The sequence below is a fragment of the Paenibacillus silagei genome (genome assembly GCF_017874735.1).
GTDB classification, from domain to species: Bacteria; Bacillota; Bacilli; order Paenibacillales; family Paenibacillaceae; genus Paenibacillus_AQ; species Paenibacillus_AQ silagei.
In genome coordinates this window covers 1-15,851 of record NZ_JAGGLV010000017.1, presented here as the reverse complement: position 1 = coordinate 15,851, position 15,851 = coordinate 1, and the positions used below count along the sequence as shown (strand labels likewise).

Here is a 15,851-nt window from a genome sequence, read left to right as displayed (position 1 = left end):
ACCGGGAGAGTAATGGTCTTATATCTAGTCCCCAGCGAGCCGGGTTAGTGGAAGCCGGTACAGATTAGAACCATGAAGCGCACCCGTGAGATGGACTTCTGAACCCTGAGAGTAGGAAGCCCCGGCTGAGGACCGTTAACCTGTAAGGTGGCTGAACTGTGAGGTTTAGCAACGAGAGTGGTACCGCGAGCGCACAAGCCTCGTCTCTTAGGAGATGAAGGCTTTTTTGTCGTTATATTATTCAGGAGGTTGTTATTCATGCCAATGCTAAGTGAGCTAATCCAAGAGAGCTTGAAGCAGTCTGTTCACAAAATCGCGCTAACCCTGGGCGTGCCCGTCATCGCTGAAGTACATGTTGCCCTGGAGCAGCCGGCGAGTGCCGACCACGGGGATTATTCCAGCAATATCGCCATGCAGCTCGCCCGCCCCCTGCGCAAAGCTCCCCTGGCTATCGCCGGGCTGATCGTTGCCGAGCTTGAAGCTTCGGGCTCTGTTCACGGACTGGTGCTGAGAACCGAGGTCGCCGGACCGGGGTTTATTAATATGTATCTGGATTGGCAGGCCTGGGCACGGTCGAAGGGGAGTTTCACGCTGCCCCAGCATGCAGGAGGGTCGAAAGTGATTGTAGAGCATACCTCGGTCAATCCGAATAAAAGTATGCATATAGGCCACCTGAGAAACTCTTGTATCGGGGACGCACTGGTGAGAGTACTGCGGGCGACCGGCCATACCGTTGAGGTGCACAACTACGTGGATGATCTCGGCAATCAGCTGGCAGACACCGTAGCCGGTCTGCTGAGTGTTCCGCTGGCGGGAGAGCATATGCGGTTCGGAGATTACTGCTGGGACATCTATGCCGAGATTAACAAAACGTACGCTCAGCAGCCGAAGATGGTGCAGAAGCGGACCGAAATTCTTCATGCGCTGGAGGAAGGCCACGGCAACACCGCCTGGATTGGCAACCTCGTCGCCGGGCAGATCTTGAAAGAGCATGTGGAGGAGATGCGGGGGTTCGGTATTGACTACGATCTGCTGGTGTGGGAGAGCAGCATTCTGAAGGAGGGCTTCTGGGCTTCGGCGTTCGAGCTGCTGCCGCAGACGGAGATCTTCGTGCAGGAGACGGAAGGCAAGCTGGCAGGCTGCTGGATTCTGAAGCAACCCGCTGAAGACGCTACACCAGACACGCTGGAGGAGCATCAGAAGGATAAGGTGCTGGTTCGCTCGAACGGAATTCTGACCTATACCGCCAAGGACATCGCCTATCATCTGTGGAAGTTCGGACTGCTGGAGAAGGACTTTAGCTACAGCGAATTTCAGAGCGGACTGTGGACGACCGGCTTGAGCGGACAGGCTCTGCCTTTTGGACGGGCGGACCAGGTCGTGAACGTCATTGATTACCGGCAGGAATATCCGCAGCAGATGGTCAAGCAGGCGCTCAAGGCATTGGGATTCAGTGCGCAGGCAGACGCGCTGCATCATGTCAGCTATGGGGTGGTCTCGCTGAGTCCCGCTTCTGCGGCCGGGCTGGGCATTGATACCTCCAGCGGCAAAAGCTCCTACGCCATGTCCGGGCGCCAGGGAATCGGCATTAAGGTAACGGAGCTGGTCCGGCTCATGGAAGACATGATTGAATCCACCCGTTCGGACAAAAACGGCTTGTCCAGCCGGCTCATCGCCACCGCTGCCATCCGTTACTACCTGCTGCGCTTCAATCTGGGCACCGAGATTGTGTTCGACTTCAAGCAGGCAATGGAAATCTCCGGCAACACCGGCGTCTACCTGATGTACGCCTATGCCAGGGCGCAACGCGTGCTTAGTAAGGCCGCTGCGGCAGGTGGCGGGAGCGGTGTCAGCGAGTCCGGTGTTAGCGAGTCCGGTGTGGGCGAGTTCAATGTGGGCGAGTCTGGCGTTGGCGAGTACGGCGTGGGCGAGTCTGGCGTTGGCGAGTACGGTGTGGGCGAGTACGGCGTGGGCGGGGTACCGCTGTTCCCGGCGCAGCTCGAAGCGGCTGAGCTTGCCCTGCTGAGACAGCTCAGCATGTGGCAAGACACACTCTACACAGCAAGCCGGGAGCTTACGCCGAATACGATCTGTAACTATGCCTATTCCCTGGCGTCGTTGTTCAGTAACTTCTACTCCGCTTGTCCAATTCTCAAAGGCGGGGAAGCCAACATCACCTTCCGCCTGTGGCTGACCCGGAGCTTCACCGATACGCTGGGCGAAGCGCTCGACGTACTCGGTCTGCCTAAGCCGGAGCGGATGTAGACACATTGAGTCTTCATCCTCTTAAGAACCAATTACTCTAGCGGATGAATGAGCAGAACCTATGCGGGTCCGTGCAGCTTGCACAGCTACTCTCCCTTCTCCATCCGCCCACTCCTGGGGGCATCCTCTGAATTCAAGAGAATTCAAGTGTACTTATACACTAGGGGCATTAATGCCCCTCATTTCCGCTCGACGCTGACTTCCGGCACATTCTGGGGCACTAATGCCCCTCATTTCCGCTCAACGCCGACTTCCTGCACATTCTGGGGCACTAATGCCCCTCATTTCCGTTCGACGCTGACTTCCTGCACATTCTGGGGCACTAATGCCCCTCATTTCCCGCTCGACGCTGACTTCCGGCACATTCTGGGGCACTTGTGCCCCTCATTTCCGCTCGACGCCGACTTCCTGCACATTCTGGGGCACTAATGCCCCTCATTTGCTCATTTTCCTCACTATTGGTGAATTCAGGAGCACTTATGTACCTCATTCGCTCATTTGGGCCGCATTCAGTAAATTTAGAGTCAATTGGTCCGTTCTAAATTGAGCGTATTAAGATCGCTCCTTGGGAATGGATGGTTTTTGAGCTTTTTTGGATTGTTATGTATTTTGCACCCCGCTTAAACAGTGGAGCGGACGGAACGATTGTGTAAAAGCGATAGCGGTCGCCTTTGTGTCCGGATTTTCACCGCTAAGGGGAATACATAAAATCTGGACACAACAGCGATTGGAACAACGGTCCGTTTGCGGAGCGTCCACCCAAGTGCCCACGTTGATCCTACTCAAAATAAAAAGGGGGTTCTCATCCCCGGACGTCAAAACAGCCCTCCCGAAGGAAGGCTGCTGTTTTGACGTCCCGGAAGGGATACAGCCCATTCGGGCTGATTGCGAAGTAATCCTAACGAAGCTTATGCTCCAACGTCCCCGGCTGGCGCCTTGGGTTCTCATCCCGGGGCGTCAAAACAGCCCTCCCGAAGGAAGGCTGCTGTTTTGACGTCCCGGAAGGGATACAGCCCATTCGGGCTGATTGCGAAGTAATCCTAACGAAGCTTATGCTCCAACGTCCCCGGCTGGCGCCAAGGCTTCTCATCCCCAGACGTCAAAACAGCCCTCCCGAAGGAAGGCTGTTGTTTTGACGTCCCGGAAGGGATTCGAACCCCCGACCGTGCGCTTAGAAGGCGCATGCTCTATCCAACTGAGCTACCGGGACATGTAGGATAACGTTGTATCACTTGAAGCTTTTGAAGAGATATGTATTAACGCAACGTTATTCATTATACCTGATTCACCAGAATTAGCAAGACCAAACTCTTCCAGTTAAGAAGCTTCCCGCAACCGCCGTCACGGAAAGCCTCCTGCTCTATGGTCAATCAGGGAAGCTGCCGGAAGTGCTCGCCCAGTTGCCGCTTCAGATCGCCGAAGATCAGCAGCTCGCGCTGGAACTTGGAGCGTTCATCCTCCGGAGTCATCACCGTACTGCCGGTGAAGCCGCTGACCGTAACGTCCTTGAAGGCATCATGCAGATTATTGTCGAACCAGTCGGTGGCCGTATCCGCATCATTCGTCAGAATCCGGACAATTTCATAGCCCTCCTCGCGCTGATCCTCAACAATATACACCAGCAGTGCGGAATCGCCCACAGCTCCAGGCAATACGCCAACCTCTGCGCAAGGCGCGCCGTCATAGTCAGTCATTCTGCGGATTTTGGCGTCTTTAATGTAATACACTTGTCATCATCCCTCCTGGCAAATTTCCCTCTCCCCTAGTGTTCGGATAAGGACATACATTTTATCCCTTCAATCGGCATATATCTGTATTACTTGGCAAAAAAGAAAGGACAGACAACAATCGCACAAAAGAGAGGATGAATCAGACATGTGCGGAATAACCGGATTTGTCCAGTGGCGCGGTGATCTTACCGGGCACTCGCAGCTGCTCGTCAGAATGACCGAAACGTTAGCCAACCGCGGACCGGATGCAGCCGGAACCTGGATTTCAGGGCCTATTGCCTTCGGACACCGCCGACTCAGCGTCATCGATCCCGAGAACGGTGCACAGCCGATGATTGCCCGCCATGAGGATAAGTTATACGCTATAGTATATAACGGCGAGCTATATAATGCCCCTGAGCTGAAAAAAGAGTTGAAGCAGCGCGGGCATCATTTTCTCACGGAATGCGATACCGAGGTTCTGCTGCATGCCTACATCGAATGGGGGCCGGATTGCACGGAGAAGCTCAATGGCATCTTCGCCTTTGCCGTCTGGGACAGCTTACGTGATCAGGTATTCCTGGCCCGTGACCGCCTGGGCGTGAAGCCTCTGTTCTACAGCCAAGTCGATGATGTCTTCGTCTTCGGGTCCGAGCCCAAAGCGCTGCTGCAGCATCCCCTCGTCCAGCCGAAGGTCGGACCGGAGGGCCTCGCCGAGATTTTCATTATCGGTCCGGCACGGACTCCGGGACAAGGGGTATACAAAGATATATTCGAGCTTCGCCCTGGGTCTGCCATGATTTACAGCCGCAGCGGAATCCGCAGCTATGCTTACTGGAAGCTGGAGAGTGTCCAGCATACCGATAACGTGGATGAGACGGCAGCACGGGTGCGCGAATTGCTTCAGGATACGCTGGAGCGCCAGCTGGTCTCGGATGTTCCGGTCTGCTCACTGCTCTCCGGCGGACTGGATTCCAGCGCCCTGACTGCGCTTGCCGTGGATTATTACAAGCGGACCGGCCAGGGCCGGGTCGATACCTTCTCGGTCGATTATGTAGACAACGATAAGCATTTCAAAAGCCATAGCTTCCAGCCCGGAGCCGACGGTCCCTGGATTCAGCGGATGGTCGACGAGCTGGACACGAATCATCACTTTATCGCTTTTGACACCCCGGAGTTGGTAGCCGCACTCGATAACGCTCTGTACTCCCGCGATTTGCCGGGGATGACCGACGTGGATTCCTCACTCTATTTGTTCTGCCAGGAGATCAAAAAGAAGGCCACAGTAGCCATCTCAGGCGAAGCAGCAGACGAAATTTTCGGCGGCTATCCCTGGTTCCACCGCGAGGAGATGTTATCTTCCGGTACCTTCCCCTGGTCAGTGGCCCCCAATATGCGTGCCGGATTATTATCGCCGGAAATCCGGGAGTGGATACGTCCGCTGGAATATTTAGGAGACCGGTATAGCGATGCGGTGGCTGAGGTACCGAAGCTTGACGGTGAGACCGGCAAACAGGCACAGATGCGGGTGATGTCCTATCTCAACATAACCCGCTTCATGCCGACCCTGCTGGACCGTAAGGACCGGATGAGCATGGGCGTGGGACTGGAGGTACGCGTTCCGTATTGTGACCACCGGCTGGTGCAATATGTTTTTAACATTCCATGGGAGATTAAGATGGTAGGCAACCGGGAAAAAGGCATCCTGCGCAAGGCGCTGGAGGGTGTACTGCCGGACGATGTGCTCTACCGCAAAAAAAGCCCGTACCCCAAAACGCATAACCCTGCCTATCTGAACAAGGTGCGCTCACAGGTACTAAGCATTCTGGACGATCCTTCCTCCCCCATTCTTCCGCTCATTGATCCGGCCAAAATCAGAGAAATCGCCGCATCGCCAGAGTCCTCCACCAATCTGCCGTGGTTCGGCCAGCTGATGTCCGGCCCGCAATTATTCGCTTATCTGGCCCAGGTCAACCTGTGGCTGAAGACATACAATGTGTCGATCGGCTGATGCCGCTTCAAACCAAAAACAGCGGCTCTCATCAAAGAGAGCCGCTGTTTTTATTTTACATTTTAGCAAGCCGGTCCGCCTTATTTTTCAGCGCAAATCATGAACACCGGCGTTGACCGGTACAAGACTTGCTGTTGCTCATCCAACACCTGTCCGTTCAGATTCTCTTCCGTATAGACAGCGGAGAAGCCCACCTCTGTGAGTGCCCGCACATCCCACTCCGGCCGCCACTCTCTTGTCAGCGGTAAGGCCAGGCTCAGACGGTCAGTCTCTTCGATGTTCGTATGATGCGGAAGCTCACCATAGCCCTTATCGATATAGGCCTGCTGATCCTCTGCGTGCTTCCGCGCCATCTCTTCATCCCATAGATGACGGTTCCAGTTGGCATCGAAGACCAGCAGCCGTCCCCCGGGCTTGAGTACTCTTGCCCACTCCTTGTAGGCTGACTGCGGATCGGCAAGACTCCAAGTGACATTGCGGCACACGATGAGATCAAAGCTCTCCGCAGCAAAATCCAGCTTATGCGAGTCCATCTTGCGGAACGTTACATCGACTCCTTCCCGGCTGGAGTGCAGACGCGCCTCTTCCAGCATATTGTCTGTACAATCTATGGCCGTAACCAAATGTCCGGCACTTGAGAGAATGACGGAGAAGAAGCCGGGACCACAGCCAATATCCAGAACATGCAGGCTGTCCTTCTGTGGAGCATGATCAAGGATAAGCTTCAGCCAGGCCTCCCGCTGGAAGCCGTTCAGTTCCTTCTGGATTCCTTCACTATACAGCTCTGCTTCACCTTCCCAATAATGTTCTACCTCTTGTTGAATACTCAATATCATTCACTCCTTCTTGGCAAGTACTGTATCTTATCATTTACTGTCCACATCCAGCTGGTTCCAAAAGACAGGTGTGAACGTGGTGTACCCCGGCTTGAATCCGGTCACTCTATGATTTACAGCCAATATGTCATCAGGGAAATAAATCGCTGCAAACATCGCCTCCTGATACATTCTGAGGAATATGGAATCATAGGCACTCTGACGTTCCTGAAGATCCATGGCTCCGATTGCGTTATCAATCTGTGCTTCCAGCTCCGCATCAGACCATACCACAGCAGGTGCTTCAGTGGTTCGGTGGAACAGGGACAACAGGAACGAATGCGGATTATAAGCATCATCATAGGTCCGGTACAGGATGAGATCGTAAGCTTTGCTTGTCCATAAGGCATCATAATAAGCATTCGGCTCAAGCACCTGAAGCTTGACGTCAATGCCAATCTCCTTGAGTTCGGATTGAATCAGCTCACTAATGGTCTTCCATTCCGGATATTCCGCCTGCTGCAGCACGAAATTGAACTCAAGCGGGTTTCCGTCCTTCTCGGCAATTCCATCTCCATCCGAATCCTTATAGCCGGCAGTGGCCAGCAGTTGCTTCGCTTCTTCAGGATCGAAGCCGTACCATGTGTTATTGGACTCTGTGACATAGGGAACGGTCAGCGGGAACAAGCCCTTGGCCTCCTGTCCAATACCATTCATAAGATCGTTCACAATGCTTTTTTTGTTCATCGCCAAATTAATCGCTTTGCGGACATTCAGGTCTTGCAGAGCAGATGTATTATAGTTAAAAATCATGAAATGCGAGCTTGTTCCTGGTGATTTTTGCAGAGTTAGTGAGGAATCCGCTTCGATCACGGGTACACTTTCGACTGGAAGCTTCCCCATTTGTCCCCCGGCAATATCCACATCCCCGCTTTGCAGCGCCAGTACTCTGGACTGTGGATCAGGAATGACCTTCATAATAATTTTGGACAGCTTCGGCAGGTCTCCCCAATAATTAGGATTGCTGACCAGTACGGCTTCCTGATCCGTCTTATAGCTCTCTGCCATCCAAGGACCGGTTCCAATCGCCCGGACGAATGTACCGTTAATATCACCTGCTGGCTCCACTGCGGTAGGGCTGATAATCCGTACCGGTCTTGCAAAGGATAGCTCGGTCAGGAAAGGATAATAGGCTTTGTTGAATGTCATAGTAATCGTATGCTTGTCTGCGACCTCAAGAGATTCCATGGCGGTAGCTACATTCAGCGAATTGGCCGGATCTTTAACCCACCGTTCGAAGGAGAACTTGACTGCATCCGCATTAAATTCCGTACCGTCCGAGAATTTGACCCCCTGACGAAGATGGAAGGTATAGACCTTCCCATCCTCAGAGATGTCCCATGACTCCGCAAGCGAAGGCAGGATTTCGCCCTTCTCGCCGTACTCAACTAATCCGTCGTATATCATCGCATGTACATTCATCGAACCCTCATAGGCCCCGGCATCCAGCCGGTCAAGACCGGCATCAGCCGCTATGGCAACAGTAATCGCCTTGTCCCCGGAGTCAGAGGTTTGGGCTGCTTTATCAGAATGACTACAACCTGATATCCCCATTATTATTACAAGAAGCAGGATGAATAGTGATGTTGTTAATACAGTTTTTGACTTTGAGCTGGCTCTCATTCTCTGTACTCCTTTTCTCTATCTTTTCTCCTTAAGCGGGGGTCTTGCACAGGTATCGAGGATAGCAATTTCCGTGTATAAGGGTGGTCTGCCTGCTGCATGAGCCCCTCACCTGATTGCTTCTCCACAATCTCCCCTTGAACCATCACAGCTACACTGTCGCAAAAACGGTTCACGACCGACAAGTCATGTGTAATGAACACGTAGGATAATCCCAGCTCCCGCTTCAATGCCTGCAACAGATCCATCATTTGCTTGCGCAGGGTAACATCGAGACTGGAGAACGGTTCATCACAGATGATCAGCTCCGGGCGCAGTGCAATAGCTCTGGCAATTCCTACCCTTTGCTGCTGGCCGCCGCTGAGTTCATGCGGATAGCTATGAATGTGCTTCTGCTCAAGTCCAACAAGCTCAAGCGTGTCAGCTACCAGAATTCTCCGCGCGCCGGCTTTCCTCTCCCCGTAGTTCCGCAGAGGCTCTCCGATAATTTGCTCTACTGTGAACAGTGGATTAAAGGAAGCCAGACTGTTCTGGAACACCATCTGCATCCTGCTGCGGATCTGACGCATCTCGCTGAAGCTCCAGTCAGTATAGTCCATATTTCGGTATAGCACTCTTCCAGAGGACGGTTTCTCCAGTCCCAGCAAGAGTCTGGCTAAGGTACTCTTCCCGCAGCCGCTTTCACCCACCAGTCCCAGGGTTTCTCCGCTCTCCAGACTGAAGGACACATCATTCACAGCTTGTACACTCCTGGCTTCAGATGTGAACCACCCCCTTTTCATTCCATACTTCTTATTCAGGCTTACCGCCTCCAGCAGCTTCATGGATCACCACCTCCCCCGTAGAACATATAATTCTATAGTTGTTATCTGCAATCCATTAAGTATTTAGTGTAGGGATGCACTGGACGTGAAAAGATGTCAAAGACGTTGCCTGATTCCACAATCCTTCCGGATTTCATCACATATACATAATCTGCAAGCTCGGCGACAACGCCGAGATCATGCGTAATGAGCAGGATGCCCATATGATTCGCCCGTCTGATCCGGTCCAGCTCCGTAAGTATCTGTGCCTGGATGGTTACATCCAGAGCCGTTGTAGGTTCATCTGCAATAAGTAAGCTTGCCCCGGAAGCCAGCGCGATAGCGATCATCACCCGTTGGCACATCCCGCCGCTAATTTGAAAAGGATATTTACTAAATAGCTGCGCCGGATCGTTAAGGCCCGCTTGCTGCATCTGCTTCATAGCCAGTTGCTTTGCTTCTTGCCCAGTGACTTGCCGGTGCAGGGCGATCGTCTCCATGATCTGCCTTCCAACCGGAAGCACCGGATTCAGCGCGTTCATGGGATCTTGAAAAATAACCGCCATTTCAGTTCCCCGGAGCTTCCTCAGCTGGCGGGTGGAGCACTCCCGGAGATTGTGGCCGTGAAGCCAGATGTCTCCGCTATCAATGCAGCCTGGAGGATCTAGCAGTCCCAGAATAGACATCGCCGTAACACTTTTCCCGCTGCCGCTCTCGCCAACCAGAGCAACAATCTGCCCGGACCTCACTTCGAGACTGACATCCTCTACAGCCCTGACTTGCTGACTTCCGGTATGGAAGCTGGCCGATAAGTGACTAACCTTCAGCAGGGTGGATTCATTGTTCATTTACCGGACACTCACCTCCCGGGTATCGTAATCACGCGCTGAGCGGCGCAAGCCTTCCCCCAACAGATTGAAGCCCAGAACTGCCAGCAGGATTACCATTCCAGGAAAGAGCATGAGCCGCGGCTCAGTCTGAATATAGGCACGGCTGTCGTTCAGCATCATTCCCCATTCCGGTGTAGGGGGCTGCGCCCCCAGACCAAGGAAGGACAGCCCCGCAATCGAGAGCATAATCGTCCCCACCTCCATAGAAGCCAGAACGAGAATAGGACGGGCTGCAACCGGCAGGATATGCCTGAGCACAATTTGCAAATGGGAAGTGCCCGACGCTGCGGCGGCTGCGATATATCCGCCTTCCTTGATCTGAAGCACCAGGCTGCGGATCACTCTGGCATATCCCGTCCACCAGACGGCTGCAAAGGCGATTAACAGATTCTTCATACTGGCGCCCAACATGGCTGTAATTGCGAGCGATAGAATTAAGCTGGGAAAAGCAAGTAAGATGTCGATGATCCGCATAATCAATTGATCAATTTTGCCGCCAGCGTAACCAGCCAGTAAACCAACGGGGATGCTAATAGCAAAAACTACAGTCAAAACGGCAAATGAATAGTAAAGCGTAGTTCTTGTCCCATAGATTAAACGGGATAGCACACAGCGCCCCAGATGATCCGTACCCAGAGGATAATCCCAGGAAGGCATACTCAGCTTATGCTCCATGTGAATCTGCAGCGGGTCAGAAGGGGAGAGCCAGGGGGCAAAGAGTCCAGCACCAATGAACACAAGGATAATGCCCGCCCCCAGCTTCACTCCGTTATTCTTCAATAAGCTAATCCGAAACATAACACCTTGCTCCTTTTACAGCGTCACCGCAGCCTGATTCGCGGGTCCAGCATCAGATGCAGTGAATCTACTGCCAGGTTAATCAGAACAACGACGACAGCCATCCATAATACATAACCCTGAATGACAATATAGTCTTTTGCAAAAATCGCCTCAATCACATACTTTCCAATCCCCGGCCAGGAAAATATAGTCTCTACGACCACAGAGCCGCCGAGAAGCCCTGCTATGTTAACCCCAAGTAAGGTAAGACTCGGAAGCAGTGCATTACGAAGCGCATGTCTGGTGATGACTCTCCATTCCTGCAGCCCCTTGGCCCTCGCCGCCTTGATGTAGAGCGTAGCCAGAACGTCCAGCAGACTGGAACGAATCAAACGGATGTACACCCCCGCCATGCCAAACCCAAGTGTAAAAGCAGGCAGAATGACACTGGAGACCCCATCCATTCCTGTTACAGGTAATAGCTTCAGCTTCACTGAACCATAATAAATCAGGAGCAGACCCAGCCAGTAGCCTGGCATTGATACGCTAAACAGAGCACATACTCTTCCCAGCCGGTCAAACCATTTTCCCGGATACAGTGCAGAGCCTACCCCCATAGGCAGAGCTATAAGAATAGCTGCCAATAAGGAACAGCCGCTCAACAGCGCAGTAGCCGGGAAACGATTCATCAGCTCTGTGAATACCGGACGATTGCTGCTGTAGGATATGCCCAAATCGAGGTGGAGCACACGGTACAACCAATGAACATATTGCATATATACAGGTCCATCCAGACCCAGTGCAATTCTTGCCGCCTCAATGGCTTCATATGTAGGCTTAATACCATCAGCACGCAGCATAATCTCTGCAGGATCACCTGAGGTTAGGTGCATCAGCGCAAAGGTTATGACTGAGATGCCTAGCAGAACAGGAATGAGCTGCAATAAGCGTTGCAACAAAGTTCGTATAATGGCATTCAACTCCATGTCTTTAATCGTAATAATTACGATTATAACATAAAAATTTTAAATGAATAGTCCTAAAAAAAAATGCTACACTGCCGCCAAATACAAAAAGCAGCCCCCCTTGAGGAGGCCGCTCTGTGCATCTACAGCTTATAATGCTCTATCTGTCAGCTTAGAAATTGAAATTATCAGGGTCCGGGCCGAAGCGGTGGTTCTGATTCAGCTCCTCGATAGCTTTAACATCCTCATCGCTGAGTGTGAAGTCGAAGAATCCGGCGTTCTCGATGATCCGCTCCTGATGGACCGACTTCGGAATAGTGATGACACCCTGCTGCAGATCCCAGCGCAGAACAATCTGTGCTACCGTCTTGCCGTAACGCTCTGCCAATTCCTTCAGCAGCGGCAGGTCCAGATTCCCCTGCATGAGCGGACTCCAGGCTTCCAGCTGGATATCATGCTCCCGTGCATACTTCAGCAATTCACGCTGGGTCAGCAGCGGATGGAATTCCACCTGGTCCACCACCGGCACCACGCCGCTGTCCTCGATGATATCCTCCAGATGATGCGGCTGGAAGTTGCTCACCCCGATGGATTTGACCAGTCCTTCCTTTTGCAGATGGATCAGCGCTTTCCAGGTTTCTTTATATTTACCGGCAACCGGCCAATGGATCAGATACAAATCTACCTGCTCCAGGCCCAGCTTCTTGCGGCTGACTTCAAAGGCCTTCAGTGTCGATTCATACCCCTGATCCGGGTTGCGGACCTTGGTGGTAATAAAGAGCTCTTCCCGGGGGACTCCGCATTCACGGATTGCCTGCCCTACACCCTCTTCATTGTTATAGCCGGCAGCCGTATCAATACTGCGGTACCCCGTCTCCACCGCAGACTTCACCGCACGGATAACCTCCTCACCATCCTTGGTCTGCCATACGCCAAGACCCAGCCACGGCATAGTTACTCCATCGTTCAAGGTAGGCCCGCCTGTAAATGGTGCGTTCTTTTCACTCATATGAATACCCTCCAAGCCTAATTTGAATTCAACAAGCTTCCTTAACCGTATTACCGCTCTCATAATCATCCAATTGCGAAATCTGTTCCCGTTATAGCGAATAGGTTGCCAAATCGTGAAGATTGTATGCCTCTTATGTACAAAAATGGAGCACAGCCCCTTCCCGGCCGTACTCCACTACAAACCTGCTTATTTCTTGTCGATCAGCTTGAAATCATCAAAATGGAACTCCGGCGATACGATGCAGGAGACGAGCGCCGGCTCTTCGCCGAGCGGGCGGGCGGCCTGCCATACGCCTGGAGGAATCACTACCTGCGGCTGCTGGCCCGCAGCGATATCCAGACCCAGGATAACCTCCGTTACGTTCTCCGGCTCTGCGCCATTGCCTCCCAGACTAAGCACGATCGGGCTGCCGGAATGATACAGCCAGATTTCGGAGGACAAAACAGTATGCCAATCCGAACTCTCGTCAGCATGAAGCAGGAAATAGATCGATGAAGCTGATGCGCGCGGGCCCGAGTATGCCTCGCCCAGCGTGTCCTGAGGAATCTCAAACGGAGAATTCCACAGTCTCTTGTACCATCCGCCTTCCACGTGGGGCTGTAGCCCCAAGGTTTCTACGAGCGGGGAAATTTCTTTTTGCGTCATGGGTTCTTCTCCTTCAAGTTTTGCACAGCGGCAAAACAGTCTTCATAAGCAAAGGCTTAAGAGGTACAAGCGTACCTGCTAAGCCTCGGCCTGATTGTGCTATTAACTGTAACGGATCCTGCAGCAATTGTAAATTATCTTCCGCTTATTTGCCTTCTTTGCTAGCCTTAAATACTTCGGCAATCGCTCCCAGGCTGCCCAGCGTCTCCACCGCACTGGTCGGCAGGAATATTTTGTTCGCTGGTCCCTTAGACATGTCAGTCAGAGCTTCAAAGGACTGATAGGCCAGTACTTTTTCATCCAGTCCTGCGCTGGCAATCATGGCAATCCGGGCCTTCTCGGCCATCGCCACTGCTTCGATCGCCTTGGCCTGACCGAGAGCTTCCAGCTCCTGTGCCTGACCGAGACCTTCCGCCTGACGGATGCGGGCTTCCTTATCCCCTTCCGCCTTCAGGATCTTACTCTGCTTATCCCCTTCAGCACGAAGGATCATATCCTGCTTGGCGGCTTCCGCCTCCAGGACAATCGCACGCTTGCTGCGTTCTGCCTTCATCTGTTTGTCCATGGCTTCCTGGATATCGAGCGGCGGCTTGATGTCGATAACTTCGACACGCTCAATGCGCACGCCCCACTTCTCTGTCGCTTCATCCAGCGCGAGACGGATGTCGGAGGAGATTTTTTCACGGCCGGACAAGGTTTCATCCAGCTCCAGCTTACCGATAATCTGACGCATGGTGGCTGTGGAGATATTCCGTACCCCATACACATAATCGGAGATTCCGTACGTTGCTTCTTCCGGACCCACTACCTGATAGAAGATAATCGTATCGATCTGCACCTGTACGTTATCCTTCGTGATTACCGTCTGCGGCGGTACATTCGCCTGTTGAATCCGCAAGTCATGATAGACCCGCACCTGATCAATAACCGGAATCAGAATGTTCAGACCTGGTGTGAGCAGGCGATGGAATTTACCCAGACGCTCTACAACTCCAACTCTTTGCTGCGGGACAATCTTGATCGTCATTGCGATAAATACTACGACGACAACAATAATAATTCCGATAATCACCAATTCCATTAGTACATATCCCCCCATCGTTCTACTTCAATAATGGTAGTGCTTCTTCTTACTACAATTACCTGCTGACCCTTGCCCAGTGCTACTGTAGAGGTCGCACTCCATGTATCGCCGCCAATCTTGACCTGCCCGTAACGGCCAGGCTCAATCGGTTCGGTCACCAGACCCTGTCTGCCGATAATCTCGGTCCCGGTATCCTTGAAGCCCCGCGCATTGCGCAGCCGCTCAGACAATGGCTTGGTGAAGAACGTCAGGGCCAGGGCTACCAGCGAACCCACTACAACCTGCAGCAGCCATGCATCCGGCAGCACAAGCGCAACCAGTCCGGCAGCCAAGGCTCCCAGGCTAAGCCATAACAAATAGAATGTAAACGTAAACATCTCTACAACAAACAAGACGCCAGCGGCAATCAACCATAATACCCACATACTCATTGGTGAACCCACCACCTTCCGCTATATACTACTATAACGAAATAATCGGCATCACGTTTCACAAAATTTTTTGGAGACCGGGACAGCCGCCTGTCTGTTCATTATATTTCAGCCTGTGGAAGCTTATGAACCTTAAGCGGGATACAGGTCGGCTAAATTGTATTTAAACATAAATATATCCCATCGAAGCGCAAAAAACTCATTACCCAAATTTCCGTACCCCGGAATCCTGCTTCCAAAACCTCCAAGGAACGGAATTAGTTATAAATACGGTGCCAGCCACCACGCCTGAACTGGAATGGAGAGGGGCGGATCAAGCAAGTGGATTTAATACATCTAAATAAGATATATTATGGCACCTACAGAAATTAGTTAGAGAAACAACACTTAATCGGCCCAGATTCCCTTGAATGGGGAGCGTTCGGCGGATTAACTGTACTTTTTCCAACTGTTCGCTCTAAGTAGCGCATTTCGGCACAATTAAGTGCCTCTTTTCCAACTCTGTCAGCTCGCACTCCCCATCTATAAGCAGGATCGTGTACGAAACAGCCTATTCTAAAAAGCACTTAAAAAAACGGGGCTGTCCCAAAAGCCATGAAATGGCTGCTTGGGACAGCTTTTTATTTTGGAGTAGGATCAACGTGAGCACTTGGGTGGACGCTTCGCGAACGGACCGTTGTTTGGGTCGCTGTGGTCTCCAGATTTTTTTCATTCCCCTTAGCGGTGAAAATCCGGAGACCAAGGCGACCGCTGCCGCT

At 52.4% G+C, this 15,851-nt stretch carries 14 protein-coding genes, 1 tRNA gene and 1 other annotated feature (1 of these 16 running past the window's edge); of the genes, 2 read left to right on the top strand and 13 right to left on the bottom strand.

Going from position 1 to position 15,851, the window contains the following annotated elements:
- Nucleotides 1-211 (top strand) — a binding site (T-box leader); it begins 12 nt to the left of the window's first position.
- Nucleotides 212-264: 53 nt separating this feature from the next.
- A complete protein-coding gene (locus J2Z70_RS22290) occupies nt 265-2,265 on the top strand; it encodes an arginine--tRNA ligase (RefSeq protein WP_209877024.1) in 2,001 nt (666 codons plus the stop codon).
- A gap of 1,136 nt (nt 2,266-3,401) precedes the next feature.
- On the opposite strand, the gene J2Z70_RS22285 is transcribed toward J2Z70_RS22290, so the two are convergent.
- Nucleotides 3,402-3,475: transfer RNA gene (locus tag J2Z70_RS22285), tRNA-Arg, on the bottom strand.
- 160 nt (nt 3,476-3,635) lie between these two features.
- On the bottom strand, nt 3,636-3,992 hold the full coding sequence (locus J2Z70_RS22280) for a hypothetical protein (RefSeq protein ID WP_036726047.1): 357 nt from the start codon (nt 3,990-3,992) through the stop codon (nt 3,636-3,638).
- 148 nt (nt 3,993-4,140) lie between these two features.
- Between J2Z70_RS22280 and asnB the strand changes: the two genes are divergently transcribed.
- On the top strand, nt 4,141-5,985 hold the full coding sequence (gene asnB, locus J2Z70_RS22275) for an asparagine synthase (glutamine-hydrolyzing) (RefSeq protein ID WP_209876859.1): 1,845 nt from the start codon (nt 4,141-4,143) through the stop codon (nt 5,983-5,985).
- A gap of 80 nt (nt 5,986-6,065) precedes the next feature.
- On the opposite strand, the gene J2Z70_RS22270 is transcribed toward asnB, so the two are convergent.
- From J2Z70_RS22270 to J2Z70_RS22220, 11 genes are all read right to left on the bottom strand, one after another.
- Nucleotides 6,066-6,821: a class I SAM-dependent methyltransferase gene (locus J2Z70_RS22270; protein WP_245368446.1), complete on the bottom strand. Its 756-nt coding sequence runs from the start codon at nt 6,819-6,821 to the stop codon at nt 6,066-6,068.
- Between the two features lie 30 nt (nt 6,822-6,851).
- Nucleotides 6,852-8,414, bottom strand: coding sequence for a nickel ABC transporter substrate-binding protein (locus J2Z70_RS22265; RefSeq protein WP_245368445.1), 1,563 nt, complete (start codon nt 8,412-8,414; stop codon nt 6,852-6,854).
- 65 nt (nt 8,415-8,479) lie between these two features.
- The gene (locus tag J2Z70_RS22260) at nt 8,480-9,307 is read right to left on the bottom strand and encodes an ATP-binding cassette domain-containing protein (protein ID WP_209876853.1); all 828 of its coding nucleotides are present in this window, start codon (nt 9,305-9,307) and stop codon (nt 8,480-8,482) included.
- Nucleotides 9,308-9,348: 41 nt separating this feature from the next.
- Nucleotides 9,349-10,134, bottom strand: a complete 786-nt coding sequence (locus J2Z70_RS22255) for an ABC transporter ATP-binding protein (protein WP_209876851.1) — start codon at nt 10,132-10,134, stop codon at nt 9,349-9,351.
- The gene (nikC, locus tag J2Z70_RS22250) at nt 10,135-10,974 is read right to left on the bottom strand and encodes a nickel transporter permease (protein ID WP_209876848.1); all 840 of its coding nucleotides are present in this window, start codon (nt 10,972-10,974) and stop codon (nt 10,135-10,137) included.
- 23 nt (nt 10,975-10,997) lie between these two features.
- A complete protein-coding gene (nikB, locus tag J2Z70_RS22245) occupies nt 10,998-11,912 on the bottom strand; it encodes a nickel ABC transporter permease (RefSeq protein WP_235191898.1) in 915 nt (304 codons plus the stop codon).
- Nucleotides 11,913-12,093: 181 nt separating this feature from the next.
- Complete coding sequence (locus J2Z70_RS22240) at nt 12,094-12,930, bottom strand: aldo/keto reductase (RefSeq protein ID WP_209876846.1); 837 nt, start codon at nt 12,928-12,930, stop codon at nt 12,094-12,096.
- A 189-nt stretch (nt 12,931-13,119) separates the two neighbouring features.
- Nucleotides 13,120-13,578: a cupin domain-containing protein gene (locus J2Z70_RS22235; protein ID WP_076083140.1), complete on the bottom strand. Its 459-nt coding sequence runs from the start codon at nt 13,576-13,578 to the stop codon at nt 13,120-13,122.
- Between the two features lie 145 nt (nt 13,579-13,723).
- Nucleotides 13,724-14,659, bottom strand: a complete 936-nt coding sequence (locus J2Z70_RS22230; protein ID WP_081751185.1) for an SPFH domain-containing protein — start codon at nt 14,657-14,659, stop codon at nt 13,724-13,726.
- Nucleotides 14,659-15,093, bottom strand: coding sequence for an NfeD family protein (locus J2Z70_RS22225; protein ID WP_209876844.1), 435 nt, complete (start codon nt 15,091-15,093; stop codon nt 14,659-14,661). The genes J2Z70_RS22230 and J2Z70_RS22225 overlap by 1 nt, the downstream gene beginning before the upstream one ends.
- Nucleotides 15,094-15,643: 550 nt before the next feature.
- The coding region (locus tag J2Z70_RS22220; RefSeq protein WP_209876842.1) for a hypothetical protein at nt 15,644-15,851 on the bottom strand (208 nt) is incomplete at its 5' end.